Source organism: Paenibacillus sp. J22P218, assembly GCF_056269195.1.
In genome coordinates this window covers 277,986-300,447 of the sequence record NZ_JBWDNL010000006.1, presented here as the reverse complement: position 1 = coordinate 300,447, position 22,462 = coordinate 277,986, and the positions used below count along the sequence as shown (strand labels likewise).

General features: G+C 51.8%; 19 protein-coding genes. 10 read left to right on the top strand and 9 right to left on the bottom strand.

Annotated features, from left to right (window positions below):
* The first annotated feature begins 187 nt into the window (after positions 1–187).
* Entirely contained in the window at positions 188–1,351 is a 1,164-nt protein-coding gene (locus AC0YN0_RS25035; protein ID WP_475823696.1) for a transglutaminase domain-containing protein, read from the top strand.
* 87 nt (positions 1,352–1,438) lie between these two features.
* Here the strand turns inward: AC0YN0_RS25035 and AC0YN0_RS25030 are convergent, their stop codons facing one another.
* A complete protein-coding gene (locus AC0YN0_RS25030) occupies positions 1,439–2,593 on the bottom strand; it encodes a conserved virulence factor C family protein (RefSeq protein WP_475823695.1) in 1,155 nt (384 codons plus the stop codon).
* A gap of 161 nt (positions 2,594–2,754) precedes the next feature.
* Between AC0YN0_RS25030 and AC0YN0_RS25025 the strand changes: the two genes are divergently transcribed.
* From AC0YN0_RS25025 to AC0YN0_RS25005, 5 genes are all read left to right on the top strand, one after another.
* The gene (locus AC0YN0_RS25025) at positions 2,755–3,945 is read left to right on the top strand and encodes an MBL fold metallo-hydrolase (RefSeq protein WP_475823694.1); all 1,191 of its coding nucleotides are present in this window, start codon (positions 2,755–2,757) and stop codon (positions 3,943–3,945) included.
* Positions 3,946–4,059: 114 nt separating this feature from the next.
* Positions 4,060–5,127, top strand: coding sequence for a Gfo/Idh/MocA family protein (locus tag AC0YN0_RS25020; RefSeq protein WP_475823693.1), 1,068 nt, complete (start codon positions 4,060–4,062; stop codon positions 5,125–5,127).
* 124 nt (positions 5,128–5,251) lie between these two features.
* A complete protein-coding gene (locus AC0YN0_RS25015) occupies positions 5,252–6,709 on the top strand; it encodes an FAD-binding oxidoreductase (protein ID WP_475823692.1) in 1,458 nt (485 codons plus the stop codon).
* 2 nt (positions 6,710–6,711) lie between these two features.
* Positions 6,712–7,311, top strand: a complete 600-nt coding sequence (locus tag AC0YN0_RS25010; protein WP_475823850.1) for an MFS transporter — start codon at positions 6,712–6,714, stop codon at positions 7,309–7,311.
* Between the two features lie 125 nt (positions 7,312–7,436).
* Positions 7,437–9,059: an ABC-F family ATP-binding cassette domain-containing protein gene (locus AC0YN0_RS25005; protein ID WP_475823691.1), complete on the top strand. Its 1,623-nt coding sequence runs from the start codon at positions 7,437–7,439 to the stop codon at positions 9,057–9,059.
* Between the two features lie 57 nt (positions 9,060–9,116).
* On the opposite strand, the gene AC0YN0_RS25000 is transcribed toward AC0YN0_RS25005, so the two are convergent.
* The 3 genes from AC0YN0_RS25000 to AC0YN0_RS24990 are packed head-to-tail and all read right to left on the bottom strand — an operon-like array spanning position 9,117 to position 12,010.
* Complete coding sequence (locus tag AC0YN0_RS25000) at positions 9,117–9,917, bottom strand: ABC transporter ATP-binding protein (RefSeq protein WP_475823690.1); 801 nt, start codon at positions 9,915–9,917, stop codon at positions 9,117–9,119.
* A gap of 34 nt (positions 9,918–9,951) precedes the next feature.
* Complete coding sequence (locus tag AC0YN0_RS24995) at positions 9,952–10,998, bottom strand: FecCD family ABC transporter permease (RefSeq protein ID WP_475823689.1); 1,047 nt, start codon at positions 10,996–10,998, stop codon at positions 9,952–9,954.
* Between the two features lies 1 nt (position 10,999).
* Positions 11,000–12,010: a FecCD family ABC transporter permease gene (locus AC0YN0_RS24990; RefSeq protein WP_475823688.1), complete on the bottom strand. Its 1,011-nt coding sequence runs from the start codon at positions 12,008–12,010 to the stop codon at positions 11,000–11,002.
* Positions 12,011–12,199: 189 nt separating this feature from the next.
* Between AC0YN0_RS24990 and AC0YN0_RS24985 the strand changes: the two genes are divergently transcribed.
* On the top strand, positions 12,200–13,198 hold the full coding sequence (locus AC0YN0_RS24985; RefSeq protein WP_475823687.1) for an ABC transporter substrate-binding protein: 999 nt from the start codon (positions 12,200–12,202) through the stop codon (positions 13,196–13,198).
* Positions 13,199–13,257: 59 nt separating this feature from the next.
* Here AC0YN0_RS24985 and AC0YN0_RS24980 read toward each other — a convergent pair whose 3' ends face one another.
* On the bottom strand, positions 13,258–14,100 hold the full coding sequence (locus AC0YN0_RS24980) for a helix-turn-helix transcriptional regulator (protein ID WP_475823686.1): 843 nt from the start codon (positions 14,098–14,100) through the stop codon (positions 13,258–13,260).
* Between the two features lie 142 nt (positions 14,101–14,242).
* On the opposite strand from AC0YN0_RS24980, the gene fabF reads away from it, so the two are divergent.
* Together fabF and AC0YN0_RS24970 are read left to right on the top strand one after the other, a co-directional pair.
* Complete coding sequence (gene fabF / locus AC0YN0_RS24975) at positions 14,243–15,481, top strand: beta-ketoacyl-ACP synthase II (RefSeq protein WP_475823685.1); 1,239 nt, start codon at positions 14,243–14,245, stop codon at positions 15,479–15,481.
* Between the two features lie 191 nt (positions 15,482–15,672).
* Positions 15,673–16,542, top strand: a complete 870-nt coding sequence (locus AC0YN0_RS24970; protein WP_475823684.1) for a cation diffusion facilitator family transporter — start codon at positions 15,673–15,675, stop codon at positions 16,540–16,542.
* A 63-nt stretch (positions 16,543–16,605) separates the two neighbouring features.
* Here the strand turns inward: AC0YN0_RS24970 and AC0YN0_RS24965 are convergent, their stop codons facing one another.
* The 3 genes from AC0YN0_RS24965 to AC0YN0_RS24955 all read right to left on the bottom strand — a co-directional run bounded on the left by AC0YN0_RS24965 (position 16,606) and on the right by AC0YN0_RS24955 (position 20,162).
* Positions 16,606–17,208, bottom strand: coding sequence for a YqaA family protein (locus AC0YN0_RS24965; protein ID WP_475823683.1), 603 nt, complete (start codon positions 17,206–17,208; stop codon positions 16,606–16,608).
* Positions 17,209–17,541: 333 nt separating this feature from the next.
* On the bottom strand, positions 17,542–18,957 hold the full coding sequence (locus AC0YN0_RS24960) for an NAD-dependent malic enzyme (RefSeq protein WP_475823682.1): 1,416 nt from the start codon (positions 18,955–18,957) through the stop codon (positions 17,542–17,544).
* A gap of 89 nt (positions 18,958–19,046) precedes the next feature.
* Positions 19,047–20,162 carry an MGDG synthase family glycosyltransferase gene (locus AC0YN0_RS24955; RefSeq protein ID WP_442051280.1) on the bottom strand — a complete coding sequence of 372 codons (1,116 nt, stop codon included), beginning with the start codon at positions 20,160–20,162 and terminating at the stop codon, positions 19,047–19,049.
* Positions 20,163–20,361: 199 nt separating this feature from the next.
* Between AC0YN0_RS24955 and kapB the strand changes: the two genes are divergently transcribed.
* Positions 20,362–20,763 carry a sporulation phosphorelay system protein KapB gene (kapB, locus tag AC0YN0_RS24950; protein WP_475823681.1) on the top strand — a complete coding sequence of 134 codons (402 nt, stop codon included), beginning with the start codon at positions 20,362–20,364 and terminating at the stop codon, positions 20,761–20,763.
* Positions 20,764–20,810: 47 nt separating this feature from the next.
* On the opposite strand, the gene AC0YN0_RS24945 is transcribed toward kapB, so the two are convergent.
* Entirely contained in the window at positions 20,811–22,127 is a 1,317-nt protein-coding gene (locus AC0YN0_RS24945; RefSeq protein WP_475823680.1) for a stalk domain-containing protein, read from the bottom strand.
* Positions 22,128–22,462: the final 335 nt, after the last annotated feature.

The following is a 22,462-nucleotide window of genomic DNA, read 5'->3' as shown; positions in this document are numbered from 1 at the left end:
GAAATCACTTCGTGATTTCAGGTTCTTTTTTTCCGGCTGATCGATCCTCATATGTCTTGTTCTCGGCTGCTTCTTTACATATATTGCGCACAATATGTTTAGGAATCAGTTATAGTGGTGTATCCTTTATAATATAATGGGATAATCTTGAGACATTATATAAAACGAGTAAACAGGGGAGGTATGCATGCGCAAAGCAACTAGCAAACTATTGATGCTCGTCGTAATTATAGCAGCTGCATACAGTCTTGAATTGAAGCTTGATTTATTTCCGCCTTCCTCGGAATCTAGCGAGCCTGCAGCGGCGGCGGAGAGGGATGCGCTGGGCGAGCTTCGTGCGCAGCTTGCTGAACGATTCCAAAGCCGTGCCGAGCACTTCACCGTTACTTTTGAAGGTGACAAGCAGGAGATGTCCGATCGCCTGCCTGACCTGATTCGCGAAGCCCTTAAGCAGGACGATTATATCGCCTATATACTTGATTCCTACGTATACACCATTCGAAGCTGGGGCGGGCGTTCTACGATCTCGATGGAAGCAAGGTATCGGGAGTCGGTGGAAGAGACGGCGATTGTGGATGCGGCAGTGACAAGAGCGCTGCACGATATTATAGCGCCTGATATGAATGATCACGAGAAGACGAAGGCGATACACGACTGGATCGTCACGCATGTAGAATACGACCAGTCGCTGAAACACTATACAGCCTATAACGCAATTGCACTCGGCAATGCTGTCTGTCAGGGCTATTCGCTGCTCGGCTACAAAATGCTGAAGCAAGCGGGAATCCCGGTGCTTATTGCCGACGGATCGGTCGATACGGGCGAGCATGCTTGGAATATGGTTCAGCTTGACGGTATTTGGTATCATCTGGACCTGACATGGGATGACCCTGTTATGAGCGGAGCTGCAGGCAATGATTCTACTTCAGACAACGTAATCCGTTATAACTATTACTTGAAGACCGATGAGGAGCTTCGAGAGGATCATCGTTGGACGAAGACGTACCCCGCTGCAAGCAGCAGCTACCTCGGCGCCCTGCAGCTAGCTGAACAATCCGGCAGCCAGTCCGAAGCGGCCAAAGCGAACAAGCTGAAGATTGAGCTTGGATTGCATTGGCTCGACGCGGAAAATACAGTGTCAAGCGCAGATCAGCTGCGCACCGTCATTCATTCGGCTGTCAGCTCGCGCAGCGGAAGCTTGGAGTTCAGGTATGTAGAAGGTGAGACGTTTCCAGAAGCGCTGAAGGCAGCGTTCGAAGGCTTGAATACAGCGGTTGGCTATAAAGCCAGCTATGAATCGTATCGAAATGACGGCTCGAAGCTCGTTCGCTTAAAGCTGGAGTATGAATAAACGAAAAGAAGGCTGTCCGGCCGAAGCGACGAGCTATATATGCTCGCTTCGGAGGGACAGCCTTCTTCGTTGTTAGCGGACGGATGCTTATTGCTCGCGATTTCGGGCTGCGGTCATCTGCTGCCAGACAGAGCCGGCAGCTTCTTCGCCGCGCTCGATGCGCTCAAGCGCCATCTGCGCTTGCAGCTTGATCTCGAACTCGGCATCGTTAGTTGCTTCGCGCAAAGCTTCGATTGCCGTCTCGTCTCCAAGCTCGTACAGGTAGCGCGCCGCGCGCCAGCGAACAAGCTTGTTCTTGTCGCGCAGCGCTTCGATCATTGGAGCGATCGCGGCCGGATCGCCGAGATCGGATAAGGTGTCGCCGGCCGTTCTGCGGACGGACGACGAAGCATCCCGCAAGGCGGCGAACAGCAGCGGCATCGCTTCTGGCGAGCGCAGATCGCCTAAGTATACGACGGCTAGGCGACGGATCGATGCATTGTCGTCTTGAAGCGCCGCCGACAGCACTTCGATCGTCTCGACCGAAGCGGTGAACCGCTCGAAAGCGGCATAACGCAGCTTCCAGTCGCTTTCCTTGAATTGCGTGAGCACCTGCTCCGCTGTTAACGGAGCGGGTCTGACTGGCGCTGCTGTGGCATCGCCTGCCGCAGCGTCGTTACCCTGCTCCTTCGCGTGGGCGATGAGCGAATCCAGTCTCTCCTGCGTATAAGACGCCTCAAGCTCGCGGACGATCTCGGCGGCAATCTCTTCGGGTTCGCCATAACGGATGCCGAACTCCTCCAGCTTGCGCTCCCGGATCATTGCCGAGCCAGCCGCTTGCTGAACGGCTTCGCCGAATGCGGGCGGGAGCGCCGAGCGCACCTCTCCGCCAGCCATTCGAACGCGCACTTGCATCGGAATGCCGCGGTACATTTGAACGAACACCTGCGCTTCGCCGAAGCTGGCGGAGGACTCAGGTCCGCCGCCTGCACGGTTGTCGCCGTCCTCGGCTTGCAGCAGTTGGCCGGCTTCGGCTAGAATACGCGCCCAATCTGCGCCTGGCAGACGATCCAGCGCAATGAAGTCGGCCGTGCGGAATACACTCTTGACGCCCTCGATACGAAGCAATTGCCGAAGCTGCTCTGGTGCGTCCTCGGCTTCCTTCGACTTATAGGTCAACCGCTGACCGCGCGGCAGCGACTCGTCCACGTTCAGCTTCATGGAATTGGGACTTGGCGTTGGTTCTATAGAAATGAGTTTCATTCATTAGCCTCCTCGAAAAAAATATTCACCCATTGGAGCTCTTTATCGTATTTTTAAGTGTACCTGATTTCGAACGCGGATGCGAGAATGCCATTTGCATTTCATATTGCGGGCTTGGTATCTTTAAGGAGACGAATACGACAGCGAGGAGGGATGAGCGGTTGCGGTTAAAACGATTTGCCAACTTAGATCATGTAGAGCAGCATAATTCATTGAAGCAGTTCAAGAGGTGGCGGCAAGAGCGCATTCGCAAGCTGAAAATGAAAGATTATTCGTTTGCCGTTCCGAACGCCCAGCCTGACATCGCTTTCCTTCAGGCGAATAGAAAGCAGCCTACTATTACATGGATTGGACATTCGACCTTCCTGATTCAAATCGGAGGGCTCAATATTATTACGGACCCGGTCTGGGCCGGGCAGATGGCTTTTCAAAAAAGATTGACGGCACCCGGCATTCAAATTGAGGACGTGCCGCCTATCGACATCGTTCTCATCTCGCATTCCCATTACGACCACTTGAACATTAATTCGTTGCGCAGGTTAGGCGGACCGAAGCAGCTTATCGTGCCTGCCGGCCTTAGCCAGAAGCTGAAGCTTAAGGGCTTCATGCGCGTCACAGAGCTGCACTGGTGGGAATCGCTCCATATTCATGGCATCAAATTCACGTTCGTGCCGTCGCAGCATTGGACGCGCCGCAATCCTTGGGACACGAACAGCTCGCATTGGGGAGGCTGGGTCATCGAGCCGGTTGGCTCGCGAAGCGGTCGGCTTGTCGGTTATGACGGCGGCAAGACGAGGCAGCTGTTACAGCCTTCGCTCGGTAGGGCAACTGATGAGGGGGCGGCAGCTTCAGAGGGCTCTCGAAGCGGTGAAGTCCCTGCAGCGAGAAGAGATGAAGCCAAAGCTCATATATCCAAAGCTGCAGCTGTTCATGATCATGGCCGGCAATCCGGCTTCCGCGCAGAGGACGCGTTCGCATCGGATGTTTCGGATCGTCCTGTCGTCTCGGACTCACCGACGATTTATTTCGCCGGCGACAGCGGATACTTTCAAGGCTTCAAGGAAATCGGCAGTCGCTTCCCGATTGATGTCGCCTTAATGCCGATAGGCGCATATGAGCCGGAATGGTTCATGGGCCCGCAGCATGTGACGCCGGAGCAGGCGCTGCAGGCGTTCGAGGATACAGGCGCGAAGTGGTTCGTTCCGATGCATTACGGCGCATTCAAGCTTGCTGACGATACGCCGAGCGAGGCGCTATGCCGACTAGAGTCGGCTCGTCAATCGAAAGGCATCGACTCGTCGCGCCTGGTCGTTCTTCCGCACGGCGAATCATGGCGACTGGCCGGCAAGTAAATAACATCCATAACAAACGAGAATAATATAGCGCCAAATACGAGCAGTGACGATATATGCTGCAACGTATATACTTGAAGGTATCAAAACGATACTGAAGGAGATTAGCAACTAATGAGTCAGTCTGTTATTCGTATTGGCATTATTGGCGCAGGAGCAATCGGCGCTGTTCATGCACAAACTTTCGCCAAGGTCGAGGGGGCCGAATTAGCGGCTATTACCGACGTTTATTTGCCGCTCGCCGAGCAGCGCGCTCAGGAGCATAATATAACGACCGTGCATGAGTCGCCGCAGAGCCTGCTGGAAGACAGATCGATCGACGCCGTCATTATCGGCGTGCCGAACAAGTTCCACGCCGATCTGGCGATCGAAGCATTCAAGCAAGGCAAGCATGTGCTGCTTGAGAAGCCGATGGCGATCAATTCCGAGATCGCGCGTACGATCGTAGAAGCTGCCGAGCAATCCGGCAAGGTGCTGATGATGTCGCATCAAATGCGCTGGACAGGCCTTAGCCGTGCAGTAAAAGCGCGCATCGACAGCGGCGATGTAGGCCGCATCTATAACGCGAAGACAGGTTGGCTTCGCAAGAAGGGCATTCCAGGCTGGGGTTCCTGGTTCACGCGCAAGGATCAATCCGGCGGCGGACCGCTGATCGATATCGGCGTTCATATGATCGATCTGTCGCTGTATTTGATGGGCAATCCGAAGCCGGTATCCGTATTCGGCACGACGTATTCGGAGTTTGGACCCAAGCGCGAGGGCATCGGCAACTGGGGAACGCCGAATTGGGAAGGCTACTATGATGTCGAGGATCTGGCATCCGCGCTTATTAAGCTCGACAACGGAGCGACGCTGTCGCTTGATGTGAGCTGGGCGGCTCATGCAGCCGGCTTGTCCGAGGATCCGTTCATTCACCTCATGGGTACGGAAGGCGGCGTGTCGGTTGTCGGCAATAGCGGCACTTACGTGACTCACAAGGAAGGCGAAGTTGTGCTTAGCGACATTGCCCCTCTTGAAGGTGAAGAAGACCGCATCCTTATGGGCAGCCACTTCGTTTCATGTATTCGCGAAGGCAAGCAGCCGATTACATCGGGCTTGTCCGGCTACACGACTAACCGCATTCTTGACGCCATCTATGAATCATCGCGTACGGGCAATGAAGTGAAGCTGAACTGGGATTAACACCCGTCAGCGCCATTGTCGCAGCCATAATCAGCTAACCGCATATCAATAGCACGAAGCCGCCTCTAGGTAATAACCTCCGTTATTATTTTGAGGCGGCTTTATTTGTTGCAAAGGAGGGCATATGAAGAAAACAATCGTACTTCTATTGCTCATCGGCTTATGCATATTTCAGTACATAAGAACAAGCACGCCCGATCAAGACCCCTATACCGTGACTGATTACAGCAGATTGCATCCCGTTAAGGTAGGGCGAGTGGTGGAGGGCAAGGAAGAGGAGCAGCTCATCTCCCTTGTCAAGGACGCGAAGCGCAAAGGTCTGACTTTGTCCATTGCCGGCCAGCGCCATAGCCAAGGGGGCCATACCTATTACAAGGACGGCATTGTCGTCGATATGACGAGCTATAACAAGATTATTAAAGTGGATCAAGCTACCAGGCAAATCACCGTGCAAGCCGGTGCGACTTGGGAGGATGTGCAGAAGGCGATCAATCGATACGGTCTATCCGTCCGAACGATGCAGTCGCTCAATCCGTTCACGATTGGCGGCTCGATCAGCATTAACGCTCACGGCAGAGACATCCGTAACGGCTCGCTTATAAGCAGCGTTGATTCCTTCCGTCTCCTGACCGCCGACGCTGTAATTAAGAATGTGAGCCGCACGGAAAATGCAGAGCTGTTCCCGTTAGCGCTTGGTGGCTACGGCCTGTTCGGCATCATCCTGGACGTAACGCTTAATCTGACGGAGGACGAGGTGTACCGCGAGTCAACCGTGCTGATGGACTTAAGCGAATACGTCGGCTATTTCCGTGACGAGGTGCTTGCGAATCCGGATATCAAGCTGCATATTGGGCGTATTTCGGTTGCCGAGGACAGCTACTTTACCGAGGCGCTAGCCAAGAACTATACAGTCGACCGTTCGTTATCGCTTAGCAAGTATAACAAGCTGGAAAGCAATGAGAAGTGGGTCGCTCCGGGCAAGCTGCTGTTTAACTTGAACCGATCGACCGAATGGGGCAAGAAGCTGCAGTGGAACTTGCAAACGTACTTTTTCGTTGAGCAATCGGATAAAATCATGAGCCGCAATAACGCGATGCGAGCCGCCTATGAATTCATGGACTACAGTCAACCTGGCGCAAACGATCAGCTGCAGGAATATTTTGTTCCGCTCAACCAGTTCGACAGCTTCGCCCAACGGCTAAGCGAGATTGTGAAGGAAGACAAACTGAACTTGCTCAATGTAACGATTCGATATGTCAGCAAGGATGACGAGGCCTCTCTCTCCTATGCGAAGGACGACATGCTCGCTCTTGTCTGCCTATTCAACGCTCCGTTATCGGAGAAGGGGCAGCGGAAGATGAAAGAGAGCGTTCAGCGGATTATCGATGAAGTGATTGCGCATGACGGTTCTTATTATTTGCCTTATATTGCTTACCCGACGGTCGAGCAGTTCCAGAGCGTCTATCCGAACTACAAAACCTTTTTCGAGCAGAAACGGAAGTATGACGAGGGCGGGCTGTTTATGAACTATTTTTACGAAAATTATGGGTCTGAACCGTTGAGAGAGGAGGCCGCACCTTGAACATGAACGTCAAATGGCTCATTAGGTCGCAAAGCGTCGTTACGTTAGCGGCGGGCATGATCTATCCTTATTATTTGTTGTTTCTCAAAAACTTAGGCAACAGCTATTCGAAATATGGCTTAGCGTTCGCCGTATTCACGATCAGCTCGGCTGCCGTATCCACTTGGTTGGGGCCGAGGCTAGACAAGCATGGCACGCGCATTCTTGTCGCCAGCTCGCTTGGTATGATGGTTTCCATGCTGGCATTCCCATGGACAAGCTCTTACATGCTCGTGCTGCTGCTGCAGCTTATTATGGGAACTTGCAATGCGATGCAGCGGATGAGCGAACGGCTGCTGCTCGCCGAGGGCACGGAGTCCGGTTCTAGAGGGATAACGATTGGCTCATATCACTTCTGGACGTCGGTTGCCTCAGGCTTTGCCGTAATTCTAGGCGGCTTGCTGATCGATTGGCTGACGATCAACGCTTTGTTCTATATGAGCGCTCTGCTGTACGGGGTTAGTGCTTGGGTCGTATGGCGGGCAAGGGCAAGCGGTCCGAGCCGCAGCCGCAAGACACCGAAGCCGAAGAGAACCGATGGCGGGCTACCCATGCCGGAGTAGTCGAAGAGCAAGCATTTTTAATTGTCTTTTTGCACCAAAGCCCAATTGGACGTTCGTTTCGCCGCATACTGTGCTATAATAGTTCGAGATAAAGTGATCATGTAGTGAAGGACGGGATTATAGAAATGATTAGTACAAGTGGCATTACGCTTCGTTACGGGAAGCGTCCGCTTTTTGAAGATGTAAGCATCAAGTTCACGCCAGGCAACTGTTACGGCTTGATCGGCGCCAACGGCGCAGGTAAATCGACGTTTCTCAAAATATTGTCCGGCGAAGTTGAGCAGTCAAGCGGAGAAGTTCATATAACACCAGGCGAGAGACTCGCCGTATTGAAGCAGAACCATTATGAATACGATGGGTTTGCTGTGCTTGAGACCGTTATTATGGGTTACAAGAAGCTGTATGAGGTTATGAAAGAAAAGGATACGCTGTATGCGAAAGCCGACTTTACGGATGAAGACGGCATGCGCGCAGGCGAGCTGGAAGCCGAATTCGCTGACATGAACGGCTGGGAAGCCGAGTCCGAAGCGGCTGAGATGCTGAACGGCCTTGGCATCACGCCGGATATGCACAGCAAGATGATGAGCGAGCTTGACGGTAACGAGAAGGTTCGCGTATTGCTGGCGCAAGCATTGTTCGGCGCGCCGAACATCCTGCTTCTCGATGAGCCTACCAACCATTTGGACATCGAATCGATTCGTTGGCTCGAGGACTTCTTGGGCGACTACAAAGGTACTGTTATCGTAGTCAGCCATGACAGGCATTTCCTGAATACGGTATGTACGCATATCGCAGACATCGACTTTGGCAAGATCCAGATGTACGTGGGCAACTACGACTTCTGGTACGAGTCCAGCCAATTGGCGCTTCAATTGATGCGCGGCGAGAACAAGAAGAAGGAAGACAAGATCAAAGAACTGCAAGCGTTCATTCAACGTTTCAGCGCGAACAAGTCGAAGGCGAAGCAAGCGACGTCGCGTCAGAAGCTGCTTGAGAAAATTACGCTCGACGACATTCGTCCGTCGAACCGTAAATATCCGTTCATCCTGTTCAAAGGCGAGCGTGAAGCGGGCAAGCAACTCTTGCTCGTTGACGGCTTGACGAAGACGATTGACGGCGAGAAGCTGATCGACAATCTGACGATTGCGATCAACAAAGGCGACAAGGTTGCTTTCGTCGGTCCGAACGGCTTGCCGAAGACGGTCTTCTTCCAATTGCTAACTGGCGAGCTTGAGCCCGATGCGGGCAGCTACTCGTGGGGCGTTACGACGACTCGCGCTTACTTCCCTAAGGACAACTCGGCTTACTTCGACGGAGTAGACATGAACCTTGTGGAATGGCTTCGCCAATATTCTAAGGATCCGGATGAGACGTTCCTCCGCGGCTTCCTTGGCCGCATGCTCTTCTCCGGCGACGACGCGATGAAGAAAGCAAGCGTATTGTCCGGCGGCGAGAAAGTACGCTGCATGCTGTCGAAGATGATGCTCGAAGGCGCGAACGTGTTCATCATGGATGAGCCGACGAATCACTTGGACCTCGAGTCCATTACAGCGCTCAACAACGGTCTGACAGATACGGATTGTACCGTTCTGTTCACCTCGCATGACCATCAGTTCGTACAGACGATTGCGAACCGTATTATCGAATTCACGCCGAACGGCGTGATCGACCGTATGACGACATACGACGAATACCTTGAGAATCCTGAGATTAAAGCGATTCGCGAGCGTATGTACTCGGTACAATAAATAACAAGAAGCGCCGCTCAGAGAGGTTCACCTCTTCGAGCGGCGCTTTTTTTTTTGCTATTTCAACGCAAGCTGACGTCCTTTGCCATAAGGGATACACATAGGCGTGCCGAATATCGGATCGGCAGCTACCTGGCATTTCAGCTCGAAGACGTCTTGAATGAGCTGCTCATTCATAATCGCTTCTGGCTCGCCTTGAGCATGGATGCCGCCGTCTTTGACGGCAACGATATGATGCGCGTAGCGACAGGCGAGGTTAATGTCGTGCAGCACCATGACAATCGTCCGTTGTTCCCGTTCGTTTAGGTCAAACAATAGATCCAATATTTCGATTTGATGTGTCATGTCGAGGTAAGTCGTCGGCTCGTCCAGCAATATCGTTTGCGTGTTCTGCGCGAGTGTCATCGCAATCCATGCTCGCTGCCGCTGGCCGCCAGAGAGCGAGTCGACGGAGCGTGATGAGAACTCTTCCATATGCGTCTCATCTAGCGCTCGCTTGACTAGCTTCTCATCCTCGTGGGACCATTGCTGCAGCCAGCTCTGATAAGGATAACGGCCTTGCTTCACAAGCTGATGGACCGTAAGCCCCTCAGGGGCAATCGGCCCTTGGGGCAGGATGGCTAGGCGCCTTGCAACCTCCTTACTCGAGAGCTTGGCGATTTCGCTGCCGTCAAGCAATATAGCACCGCCTTGCGGTTTGAGCAGCCTTGCGAGCGAGCGGAGGAGCGTTGATTTGCCGCAGCCGTTGCTGCCGATGAATACCGTGATTTTGCCTTTAGGAATAACGAGATCGAGCTCGCTGAATATTGGTTTTTGACCGTAGGTTAACGTTAGGTTTTTGGCTTGTATGGCGGTCATGAGACTCACTTCCCTTTCTTGATGTGAACGTCGATTAAGCTCTGTTGCGATGTCGGTACAATAAGTAAATGAAGAACGGTGCGCCCACGGCAGCCGTAAATACGCCAGCCGGAATATCGAGCGGAATGAAAGCCGTTCGCGCGACAAGGTCCGATAGCAACAAGACAAGCGAGCCGATGAGACCAGAGACAGGAATGACTCCGCCATACGCAGGACCTACGAGTTTGCGCGCAATATGGGGCGCCATAAGTCCGATGAAGTTAATAGCGCCCCCGATAGCTACTGCCGCTGCGGCTAGCGCAACGCTAATAATTAGCAATACAGTCCGTTTGGCATTAACCCGGCTGCCAAGGCTTGTTGCGACTTCATCCCCAAGCTCCTGCACGTTGAGATGCCTTGCATACAGCAGTGCTATAGGGAGCAGAACGACGAGCCAAGGAAGAAGCGTCATGACATCTCTCTCCCAAGATACGCCGTATATGCTGCCAGTCATGAAAGTGAACGCCTTAACGGCAACTGCGGTCGGCGTGAATGATGCGGTGAGGATAAGCATGTACGTAAGCGCCGATAGCGCGGTAGCCATACCGATGCCGATTAGAACGAGCCTCATAGGCGTAATGCCTTTGCGATAGGCGAATAGATAAATGAGAAAAGCGGTCGCGAACGCGCCTGCCATCGCGCTTAGCGGCATAAACCGAATGCTCACATGCGAGAAATATAAGATGAAGACGACGGTGCCTAGCGATGCGCCTCCGGAAATACCGATAACATCCGGCGAGGTTAGCGGATTGCGCACAATGCCCTGAAGCAGTGCCCCGGCTACCGCAAGCGCAGATCCGACCAATACGGCTATAATAACCCGTGGCAATCGCAGCGATAAAATGATCATTGAATTCGTGTCATCGCCGATTCCAAATATCGTCCGAATGACTTCCAGCGGACTGATAAAGAGGCTTCCAAGCCCGGTGCAGATGACGATAGCCGCTAGATTGGCGATGATGAGCATGCCGATGACGAAGACTGTTCGGCGGTTGATTTGGTAAGACATGATACGGTTCCTAATGGTTAACCATGGGTTCATATTAAGAGCGCCCCCCTCTTCTAGCGATGTACACAAAGAAAGGGATACCGAGTATGGCGGTCATAACGCCGACGGGAACTTCCTTCGGAAAAGCGATATAACGAGAGCCAATGTCGGCTGCCAGCAGCAGAATGCCGCCATAAACCGCGCTATATGGGATCATCCATTTATAATCGATGCCGACCATGTAACGAACCAAATGCGGGATGATAATTCCGATGAAGGCAATCGGTCCAGCCATTGAGACGGAACCGCCTGCCAGCAATACGACAAGAATGCCCGCAATCAATTTGATGTAAATGGTTTTCTGACCAAGTCCTACGGCCACATCGTCGCCAAGCGCGAGCACATTCATATGTCTGGCTAAAATAAAAGCACCGATTAGCGCAAGCACCATGAATGGCGCTGCTGCTTGATAGATAGAGATGCTTCGGTCCGCAACGGAGCCGACGAACCAATAAAGCACTTGGTCGAACGTTTGACCGCCGGTAAGCAGTACGCCCATGGACAAGGAAGAGAAGAAAGCGGTGATAGCCGAGCCTGCGAGCGTAATCTTAAGCGGAGTCAGTCCGTCGTTGCCGATCGAGCCTAGAATGTATACGAGGGCGGCAGTAACCGCTGCACCGATGAACGCAAGCGAAGCAAAGGTTGAGAAGCCGCTTACGCCAAAGAAAGCGGAGCCGGTTACGATGAAGAAGGCTGCTCCGGCATTAATGCCGAAGATGCTCGGCGAAGCAAGCGGGTTGCGCGTAATGCCTTGCATTAAAGCGCCGGCTACGGCTAAGCTTGCGCCGACCGTCGCTGCGATTAGCGCTCTCGGCATTCTAGCCGTCTGAATGATGAGATGCTGTTGTGACGCTGCATCATACGATATGTACGAATCAATAATCGTTTGCGGTTTAATATTGACCACTCCGAAAGCGATGCTGCAGATGAAGCAAGCCGCGAGGATGAGAAGGCCCAACAGTAGGCCGGCAAACTTGGCTGTTCGTGTTGTTAATAGCGTGTCCATAATTTCCTCTTTCCTTGATGTTTACAATGCGAATTAGGATACTAGGTCATTTTAGGGGATCGATATGGCTCTGTCAATGAATCTGAAAATCATTATCAATTAATCGTTGACATCCTTGGACGACCTTGGTATAGTTCGTGAAGTGCAACTTGAGAATGATTTTCAAAAACGAAAGGGAGTTGGAATTTTATGTTACGGTTATTGAAGGGAAAATTGACATGGACTGCCGTTACGGCATTGCTAGCATTGGCAGTTATCGTATCAGGCTGCGGTCAGTCCGCTAACAATAATGCAAACGGAGCAGGTTCGGAGCAATCCGGTGAGAGCCAGCCGGCTGATGTACGAAAAGTTACTCACGCAATGGGCGAAACGGAAATCAAAGGAAATCCAGTTCGTATAGTCGTGCTTACGAATGAGGGCACGGAAGCTCTTCTTTCGCTTGGCATTAAGCCGGTTGGGGCGGTAAAATCTTGGACAGGCGAGCCGTGGTATGATCATATCAAAGCGGATATGGAAGGCGTAACGGTTGTCGGCGAAGAGAGCCAGCCTAACCTGGAATTGATTGCAGGTCTGAAGCCGGATCTTATTATCGGCAACAAATTGCGTCAAGAGGAAGTATATGACCAACTGAAGGCAATTGCACCGACCGTATTTTCCGAGACGCTTCGCGGCGCTTGGCAGGACAACTTCAAGCTTTATGCAGAGGCGGTTGGCAAGTCGGAGGAAGGCAACAAAATTATCGCTGAATACGACGCTCGTACGGCGGATTTCAAAGGAAAAGCCGGCGACAAGCTAAATCAAAAAGTATCCGTTGTTCGATTCATGGCAGGTAAAACGCGTATTTATTTGGGAGATACGTTTACAGGACTTGCGTTCAGCAAGCTCGGCATAACTCGTCCCGACAGCCAAATGGGCTATAAGGATACGTTCGTAGAGGAAATTACGAAGGAACGCATTCCGGAAGTAGATGCCGATATGCTATTCTACTTCACGTATGAGACGGGCGACGGCAAAGGAACGCAAATGGAAGAAGAGATGTTGAAGGATCCGCTCTGGCAAAGCCTTAACGTCGTGAAAAACAATAAAGCGATTCAAGTGAACGATGCGATCTGGAATACGGCTGGCGGCGTAATTGCAGCTAACTTGATGCTGGATGAGCTATACGATATTTACGAAATCGCGAAATAAATGCATAAGTACGTAGAAACAGCCGGGCTATCAAAGCTTCGGCTGTTTTTTTTTATTGTTTAGTCCATAAGCTGCTTCAGCTTGCTCTCCGTCGTGGATTCGAGAGCGGGGGTGTAGACGCTGCAGCGCAGGTCGGCGCTGCCGTGCACTTGGAGCGAGGTGAGATGGAACAGCATCTTGCCGGCTTTGGCATGGCGGAATTGAAGCAGCACTTCCGGTGCGGAGCTAACTCGGCTTTGCTCCCATAGCGCATTGAAATTCGGATGAATCGCACTCATCTCCTCAAGGAATTGCTCATACCACTCATCTTCAAAATATTGCCCGTAGTACGCACGGAAGATAGCGAGGTAGCCGCTAACGAATTGTTCCCAATTGACCGCCAGCCGCTCAAACTCCTTGCGGGTGAACAATAGTCTGATCATATTGCGCTGATCGGGCGGGATCTGATCGAAGTCCAAGAAGACATGGGAGGCCGCTTCGTTCCAGCCGACGATCTGGCAATGTCTGTCCGATATAATCGTAGGACAATAACGAAGCTCACGCAGCATGTATTGTAAGGGAGCACTAAGCTCCGGCTGAGGCAGTTCGTCCTGCTTGAAGGAGGTCGCGCCTGGTCCAGCATCAAGCGCCAGCGCGTACAAATATTTGCGCTCATCGACCGTTAGCTGCAGAGCAGCCGCAATGGCGTCTAAGACCGAGCTTGATACTTTGATATCACGTCCTTGCTCCAGCCATGTATACCAGGTAGAGCTGACGCCTGCCAGCTGAGCGACCTCTTCCCTGCGAAGACCAGGCGTTCTGCGTCGAGTACCGGCGGGCAGGCCAACAGCTTCGGGCTGCAGCTTCGCCCGCTGTGTTTTGAGAAATAGGGACAGTACTTGCAGTCTTGTAGAATGATTCACGGCTGGCTTCATCCTTCATTATCATTATCATTATCATTATCATTATCGTGGTACTGATTATACTATAATAAATGACAACTTGTAATAGGATAACTTCTATGACATGATAACCTCCATAATCGTTATTCGAGGAGGAACTAGGATGGAGAGAGTTGTAGTGACGGGGATGGGCATCGTATCGCCGCTTGGCAATGACGTTGACAGCTATTGGAGCGAATTGATCAAAGGCGCTTCCGGTATTACGCATATCGATCAATTCGATACGGCAAGGTTCAAGTCCAAAATAGCAGGAGCAGTGAGAGACTTCGATCCGGATAGCCTATTCGGGCGCAAGGAAGCGCGCCGCATGGACCGGTTTACGCAATATGCCCTTGCTGCGGCAGATCAAGCGCTTCTTAACGCCGGAATTCAGCTGGAAGGGATTGATCTCGAACGAATGGGCGTCTATGTGGGATCAGGTATTGGCGGAATCCAGACGCTGATTGAGCAGGACGGCGTCCTTCGCGAACGCGGGCCGGAGCGGGTAAGTCCGACGCTTGTGCCAATGATGATTTCGAATATGGCTGCCGCAATGATCAGCATTAAGTATGGCGCGCTCGGCCCGACGATGTCACCGGTAACGGCATGCTCGATAGGCAATACGGCCATCGGCGAAGCGTTTCGGCTCATCAAGGGAGGATATGCAGACGTGATGTTCGCTGGAGGCGCAGAGGCGGCTATATCGGAAATATCGCTAGCGAGCTTCGGCAATGCCACTTCGCTATCGACGAGGAACGAGGAACCGCAACGAGCAAGCCGACCTTTCGATGCCGGTAGAGACGGCTTTGTCATGGCAGAGGGCGCAGGCATCCTTGTACTCGAGTCTTTATCGCATGCTCTAAGGAGAAATGCACCTATTGTAGCGGAAGTCATTGGTTATGGCGCAAGCTCCGACGCTTATCATATGGTCGCGACTCATCCTGAAGGCAGAGGCGCTTATCTTGCCATGAAAGCGGCGCTTCAGGATGCAGGGATTAAACCGGAGGAAGTGGATGTTATCAATGCCCATGCAACAAGCACCGAGATTGGCGATAAGTCGGAAACGGTTGCGATTAAGAGGCTGTTCGGCGAGTACGCCAAGCAAGTGCCGATAACGGCAGGCAAATCGATGACCGGTCATATGCTGGGTGCCGCGGGCGGTGCGGAAGCGATCTCCTTGGCGATGAGCCTTCGAACCGGCATTATTCCGCCGACGATTAATCAGGAGCAGCCCGATACGGAATGCGATTTGGATTTCGTGCCGAACGATGCACGTCACGCCGATTTACACATTGGGATGTCCAATTCATTCGGCTTCGGTGGACACAACGCTGTTATTTTGCTGAAGAAATATAGAGATTAATCGTTGGGGATAGATGACATTTACGCTTGGATAAGGTCAAAAAACTTGGCGGCATGCATAAATGTATGCACCTGGTAAACACTGTTTCTCTAGACCCAAATCGAATTGCTCGGGTATGATACCAGTATGTTAATATAGGGTGCGATCTGGTGGCGGCGGTAACGGCTGATGAAACAGTGGGAGGGCATGCTTTGACGGGGTACGATGATATTAAGCAGGGCGAGAAGGGCGCTTGGGTCAGCATCGGTGCTTATCTGGTTCTATCCGCGCTCAAGCTCGGAGCTGGGTATTGGTTCGCATCGGGCGCTCTCGTTGCGGACGGTTACAACAACTTAACCGACATCGTAGCGTCGGCTGCGGTGTTGATCGGACTTCGGATTTCGCAGAAGCCGCCGGACAAGGATCATCCGTACGGCCACTTTCGGGCGGAGACGATTGCAGCGCTGATCGCGTCCTTCATTATGGCTACGGTAGGCTTACAAGTGCTGATCGATGCGGTGAAATCATTGTTTGGAGCGGAGAAGCATATACCAAACTTGATCACAGCATGGGTGGCGTTATTCGCGGCAGCCTGCATGGGCGGTGTGTACATGTACAATCGCAAGCTCGCGCTGCGTATCAACAATCAGGCGTTGTTAGCAGCAGCAAAAGATAATTTATCCGATGCGCTTGTCAGTATCGGCGCTGCGATAGGCATTATTGGAGCGCAGTTCGGTCTGCCATGGCTTGATACTGTAGCGGCAATCGCGGTAGGCATCATCATCTGCAAGACGGCTTGGGAAATTTTCTACAGCTCGACGCATGCGCTTACTGACGGCTTCGATGCGAAGGAGCTGATTACGCTTCGATCGATGGTTGCCGGGACGAAAGGGGTCAAGTCGATCAAAGATATAAAAGCCCGCGTGCACGGAAGCAATGTGCTGATTGATGTGATCGTACAGGTTGATCCCGGATTATCATTGATTGAGAGCCATCGCATTAGCGACGAGATCGAGAAGAGGATGGGCAAGAAGCACAATATTATGAGCGTTCATGTCCATGTCGAGCCGATGGACGAATAAAGAAAGAGCTGTATCCTTGCCATTCATGCAAGGATACAGCTCTTTCTATTGTTAACGGCTATGCTAGCTGCCGCTGCTGATTGACTCCTGATTGTCGGCTGCTGCGCGCTTCTTACTGCGATGTCTGCGAATAAGCAGGAAGATGATGATAAGCGGAACGCCGACGAGGAAAATATAAAGCGAGACGTCCTTGACCATATGCTCCGCGGCACGGCCGTAGAAATAGAACAAACAGCCGACAATATAAAACTTAAGACCGCGGCCAATTGCAGCATAGCCGATCAGCCTCCATAAAGGGAAATTCAAGCATCCGGATAGGATGGTGAATACTTTGAAAGGAATTGGCGTGAACGAACCGATCAGAATAGCAGCCTCGCCGTTTTTTTGAAACCGGTCGGTTGCCGCGTCGATCCATTCTTTTTTGAGAAATTTGTAGAGGACGGATTTCCCCATTACTTTGCCTAGATAATATCCGACAGGCGTACCGATGAGGCAGGCGATATAACCGACCGTGGCAAGCCAAAGCGCGGTAGCGGGATTCATAAGACTAAGGGTTACTTGCAAGAAAAATGCGGGTATCGGAAAGATGACTGCATCGAGGAAAGCATGAACGGCTAATCCCCAAGGACCGAAGTCGGCCAAAAAATCGACAATGTTCTGAAACATTAACAGGCTCCTTTACCGTTAGCGGACCTGCACATAAAGCTAGCTTAACAATGAAATGGCTAAGACTGAAATAAGGACTTTATATGCTTAATCATAGTATGAGTTGGCTTGGATATTCCATTGCTTGATAAGAATTTCACACGGCATAAGCCATAAGTCATGCATACAGTTTCATTATAGCACACAAACCTAGGTATAAAGTAAACAGCTGTTCAATGCGCGCCACCCGAGGCCGGTGGTCATAGCAATACGGCTTAGAGCGCTTCAGGTTTCATAAAAATAGGAGCCGGACCATGTGGTCTCAGCTCCTAAAGTTATATTCGCTATCTACCGCTACTCTCTCGTCTGTCTGCGCGATACGCCGCTCTGCTGCGCCGCTTGGATGACGCGGCGGCGAACCTCCTCGACGACACGGCCGTTGAATACGCTTGGCACGATGTACATTTTATTAAGCTCATCGTCGCTTATGACAGAAGCAATCGCTTCCGCCGCCGCAACCTTCATCGCCTCATTAATGACGGTAGCGCGGCTGTCAAGCGCGCCGCGGAAAATGCCGGGGAAGCACAATACGTTGTTGATCTGATTCGGATAATCCGAGCGGCCCGTAGCGAATACAGCCACAATATCTTCCGCGAGCTCAGGACGAATCTCGGGTTCCGGGTTAGCCATGGCGAATACGATCGGTTGCGGCGCCATCGTCTCGATATGCTCTCTCGTAAGAATGCCGCCCGCCGATACGCCAATGAATACGTCAGCGCCTGCGAGCGCCTCCGCCAATCCGCCGCTGCGGCGCTCTTGATTCGTGTTGTCCGCATACCATTGCCACATCGGATTGTCGTAGCTGCGATCGGCCGTCAGGATGCCTTCTCGGTCTACGCCTACGATATGGTTCGCCCCGCCGGCAAGCAGCATCTTCGTGCAGGCTGTGCCCGCAGCGCCGATGCCGCAGACGACGATCCGTGCTTCGCCTAAGGTTCGCTCCGTCAGCTTAAGAGCGTTCAGCAGGCCGGCGTAGAGCACGACGGCCGTGCCATGCTGATCGTCATGAAATACCGGAATGTCGAGCTCCTCGCGCAGACGCCGCTCGATCTCGAAGCAGCGCGGCGCGGATATGTCCTCGAGGTTAATGCCGCCAAAGCCCGGCGCGAGATGCTTGACCGCCGCAATAATCTGCTCCGTATCCTGCGTGTCCAAGCAGATCGGAAAGGCGTCAACATCCGCGAATTGCTTGAACAGCATCGCCTTGCCTTCCATGACCGGCATTGCCGCATAGGGCCCGATATTCCCGAGGCCAAGCACGGCGCTGCCGTCGGAGACGACTGCTACGGTGTTTCGTTTAATGGTCAGCGTATAAGCTTTGGAAGGTTCTTCATAAATGGCTTGGCATACTCTGGCGACCTCCGGAGTATAGACGCGCGACAAGTCGTCGCGATTCTGAATGGGGGTTTTCGGTTGAATAGCTATTTTGCCGCCTAGATGGAGCAGAAACGTCCGGTCGGAAATATGAACAAGCTTTATACCGGGAAGTGACCCCAGCGCTTCAGTTAGGCGCTCCGCTGCGCCGTGCTCGGCAATCTTCACCGTAAGATCGCGAATGCTCTTATTTTTGTCTGTATGTATGACGTCAATGGCGATAATATCGCCTTTCGCTTGTTCTATGGCTGTAGCCGCACGGCCGAATTGAGCCGCATTGGTATCAATCTCGAGTCTTAAAATAATCGTCTTGCCGTCTGCCATCTGTGACTTCATCCTGCAACAGCTCCCTTCTTCAGTTATACTATGCATTTAACCAGATAGTATTTATGCTAACCATGTCTCGCCGAAATAAAAAAAAGCCGTTACTGCATTAATTGCAGTACGGCTCTCGGACAGCTCTTCGGATCGTATTGTTGATTGCGCTTCGTTAGCAGGCTGTCACGGAATTGTCCTGACGCGTAAGGCTCATGGATCAGCTTGAACCAGCGGTCTACCGTATCGTTGGAATCAAGCATTTCGCCGAAGCCATTGCTTATAAAGTATTCGCAATTCTCTTCTTCCTGGCCTGGAATCGGTTCGTAGAACAGCATCGGAATGCCTTTGCTCATGCCTTCCGTACAGGTCATCCCGCCCGGCTTCGTCACGAGCAGATCGGAGGCGTCCATAAGCTTGTTCACCTCGCGGGTGAATCCCATGATGCGGACGTTCGGATGCTGGAACAGCGGGTCCGCCTGCATTTTTTCCTTCATCTTCTCGTTAGATCCGACGCAAAAAATAAGCTGGGTCGTTTCACGCCATTTGGTCATATATTCAAGCGCGTTATCCTCGTACATTATGCCCCAGCCGCCGCCCATAATGAGCACGGTAGGCATCGCCTTCAAGTCGAATTGCTTTCGAACTTCAGCCTTCTCATATGTATGCCAAAAGTTAGGGTGAACGGGGATGCCCGTAACTTCTACTTGGTCTATGGATATGCCTTTATCAACCAACAGCTGCTTTACTTGCTGCGTAGATACAAGGTATTTGTTTACTTCCTGATTAACCCAAGAGCCGTGCGCGTCGTAATCGGTAATGACCGTAAGCAGCTTTATGTCGAGTCCGAGCCGCTTGAGGCGAGCGACTACCGAGTTGGGAACGGGATGGGTACATACGATAACGTCTGGCTTAAGCTGCGATATGACTTGGGAAGTCTGGGTATAAAACACACGATGAAGAGCGAGCTGCGTTAATCGATTCAGTGACTTCTTATAACCGCTGCGATACATAAGACCGACCATCTTAGGCTGCTTGCTGACGGTTTTCCGATAGGCGGAGACAATCAAAGGGCCAATCACTGGATTCAAAAATTTGCCAAGCTCAATGACGCGTGTCTGAACATCCGGGCTGAGCTGCTTTAACCCGGTTGCAAGCGCGTATGCTGCTTGCGTATGGCCGGAGCCGAAGCCTTCTGAGAGCAGCAGCACTCTTTTCTTACGCATACATGTCACCTTCTTTTCTATTTCCATATTACGATGCAAGCGCTGTTAACACAAGTTTTATCCGGTCAGGCTTGCTAATATTATGGACAATAAACTATCCTTAATGGCATACGCAAGCAAGGTCAAGCTGACTAATCGGCCTAATAGGCGAATGCTTACGAAGTGTGTTTGCTCCGCAATACAGTTAAGGAGGAGTATAATGATGGAAACGATAAATCGCAATGAGCCAGGTTTCAAGATTGGAGATGTTGTACGCGCAGAAGTACGGACGGGTCAATATGCCTGCGAGCTGATGGAGCTGAGCGGTCCGCGTGCGCTTGTGAAGGTGCTGGCGGTATTGAAGCATCCGGAGCAGGGAGATCTGCATAACCCGTACAATCCCGACGTGCCGATGTTTCACGAGCGCCGCGCGCTTAGTTATACAGAGAAAACAAATGTATTGCTTCGTGACTTGAATAAATATAACGGCCAAGTCCCCGATTACAAGCAATCATTGCTTGCTGCGGCTGAAGCCGAGATCGCGGGTCTTGACCGTTTGCAGCGTTGGGCCGCCAAAGGCTTGGAGCAATTGATTCAATTGAAGCAGGATTATGATAAGTAAGAATGATAGCATCGTTACGTCGTTCTACATTATATCGTAAAAATCGGCTACATATTTATAAAGATTGTTTTAAGCAAATCGCGATAGACAACTTGGAAGCCAAGTCCTTCAGTCAATGCGGCTAGCGGTACATAAGTCTTGCCAGTGCCGTTATTCTTGTAGATAAATGCGGGATCGGCGTTAAGCTTAATCGACTGGCCGTTCACCTTGATCGACGTTGCGCCGATCTGAATGTCGACCGTTCGTTCCGCAAGCTTGATCGTAGCGATCTGCCCCTTGGCGTTCCAGTCGAGCTTAGCGCCGAAGCCGTCGATAATATCTCGCAGGGCAACGTAGGTGCGTCCCTTAATGAGCAGAGGCGGATTCGATGTCGAGAGCTCCGTGCCTTTGACAATGATCGATAGCGGTACACCGGCTGCTCTTGGCTTCACTGTTCGATAATCGCCCCAGATCGTGCTGGTGAATGCTTTGCCGATAACGGAGTAGCCAAGTCGGTTCGGGTGAATGTCGCCTTTGGCAATAGCGGTAAGTCCGAGCTCATTGCCTGCAAAGCCGTCCGCTATGCCAGCGATCTTGATTTGCAAGCCTTCCTTGGCTAGAAGCTCGGCCGTGCCGGCCAATATGTCCTTAATTTCCTTAACACCTTCTAGAAGAATCTGTCGTATTTCTTCATCGAACTTGGTGATCGTTGTATTGCCAATCTTGTACGGAGTCGGAACAGGCAAGTATTGATCGGCTATAACGATTTGCGCATTCGGATTTAGCTTGTGGACGAGGCGGAGCGTTGCAAGCAGATCGGTTTTATAATTATCCAGTACGATCTTCAGCTCAGCAGATACCGCGTCTTTCCCTTCTTTCCGAACGACAGTCAAGAAGTCGTTGCCGCCGATCGTCATAATGACAAGGTCAGCCTGCGTCAGCGATTCGCGGAGCTGCTTCGTTCCTGCGAAGAGCAGGTCGACCCTTGGATCTGGCAAGCCCTCTTGCATATTGCTTGCCATGACGCTGTCTGCCCCGCCGGCAGCAGCTTCAAGCCATTTCTTGAGTCCATTAGTTTTGAGTCCGATGACGCCGTAATTGGCGACTTCGCTGCGTAAGCCATGAAACAATGCTTGCTCGTATACATGCTCGACGAAACCGTACGGGACTGACTTTTCTGTGAATCCGAGCTCGTATCCCGCCGTTAATGAGTCGCCTATCGCAACGATTTTATACTCGTTAACCGAGGAGGACGAGCTGCCTTCCGCCGCTTGTGCGGGTACTGCCGTTCCCGGTGAAGTAGCAGCAATAATGACGGCCAGCATCACCGCTGCGAGCAGAGCCAGCTTCATATTGCGCGAATGATTCCTTAATTTGCTATACAAAAAATCCACGTCCTTTTGCTAATATGATATGGAGAAGCTTGTCCGCGAAAGCAGGCAACTCCCCCTGGTGGTAAACAACTCTTATCACAATCATAAAAATATTAAATTGATTCCGTTTTGGCCTGATGTTAAAATAATATAATAATCGCGTAATGGCGGTATACGGCCCGGGATATGGTCAACATTAAACGGAGGCGCCAGGATAAGAGTCGCAAAGCCGTTTAACAAGGATGGCAAGGAGCAAGCCGATGCGCTTCGCTGACTACCATTCTATGATAAAACAAGCCAAAAATGAAGCCAACCGCGTCTTCATTCGAGCTTTTTTTTCATCTTCC

Coding starts and splice junctions, on each gene's coding strand:
- AC0YN0_RS25035 (WP_475823696.1), top strand. CDS start 188: ATGCGCAAAGCAACTAGCAAACTATTGATGCTCGTCGTAATTATAGCA.
- AC0YN0_RS25030 (WP_475823695.1), bottom strand. CDS start 2,593: ATGAAACTCATTTCTATAGAACCAACGCCAAGTCCCAATTCCATGAAG.
- AC0YN0_RS25020 (WP_475823693.1), top strand. CDS start 4,060: ATGAGTCAGTCTGTTATTCGTATTGGCATTATTGGCGCAGGAGCAATC.
- AC0YN0_RS25015 (WP_475823692.1), top strand. CDS start 5,252: ATGAAGAAAACAATCGTACTTCTATTGCTCATCGGCTTATGCATATTT.
- AC0YN0_RS25010 (WP_475823850.1), top strand. CDS start 6,712: ATGAACGTCAAATGGCTCATTAGGTCGCAAAGCGTCGTTACGTTAGCG.
- AC0YN0_RS25005 (WP_475823691.1), top strand. CDS start 7,437: ATGATTAGTACAAGTGGCATTACGCTTCGTTACGGGAAGCGTCCGCTT.
- AC0YN0_RS25000 (WP_475823690.1), bottom strand. CDS start 9,917: ATGACCGCCATACAAGCCAAAAACCTAACGTTAACCTACGGTCAAAAA.
- AC0YN0_RS24995 (WP_475823689.1), bottom strand. CDS start 10,998: ATGAACCCATGGTTAACCATTAGGAACCGTATCATGTCTTACCAAATC.
- AC0YN0_RS24990 (WP_475823688.1), bottom strand. CDS start 12,010: ATGGACACGCTATTAACAACACGAACAGCCAAGTTTGCCGGCCTACTG.
- AC0YN0_RS24985 (WP_475823687.1), top strand. CDS start 12,200: ATGTTACGGTTATTGAAGGGAAAATTGACATGGACTGCCGTTACGGCA.
- fabF (WP_475823685.1), top strand. CDS start 14,243: ATGGAGAGAGTTGTAGTGACGGGGATGGGCATCGTATCGCCGCTTGGC.
- AC0YN0_RS24965 (WP_475823683.1), bottom strand. CDS start 17,208: ATGTTTCAGAACATTGTCGATTTTTTGGCCGACTTCGGTCCTTGGGGA.
- AC0YN0_RS24960 (WP_475823682.1), bottom strand. CDS start 18,957: ATGAAGTCACAGATGGCAGACGGCAAGACGATTATTTTAAGACTCGAG.
- AC0YN0_RS24955 (WP_442051280.1), bottom strand. CDS start 20,162: ATGCGTAAGAAAAGAGTGCTGCTGCTCTCAGAAGGCTTCGGCTCCGGC.
- kapB (WP_475823681.1), top strand. CDS start 20,362: ATGATGGAAACGATAAATCGCAATGAGCCAGGTTTCAAGATTGGAGAT.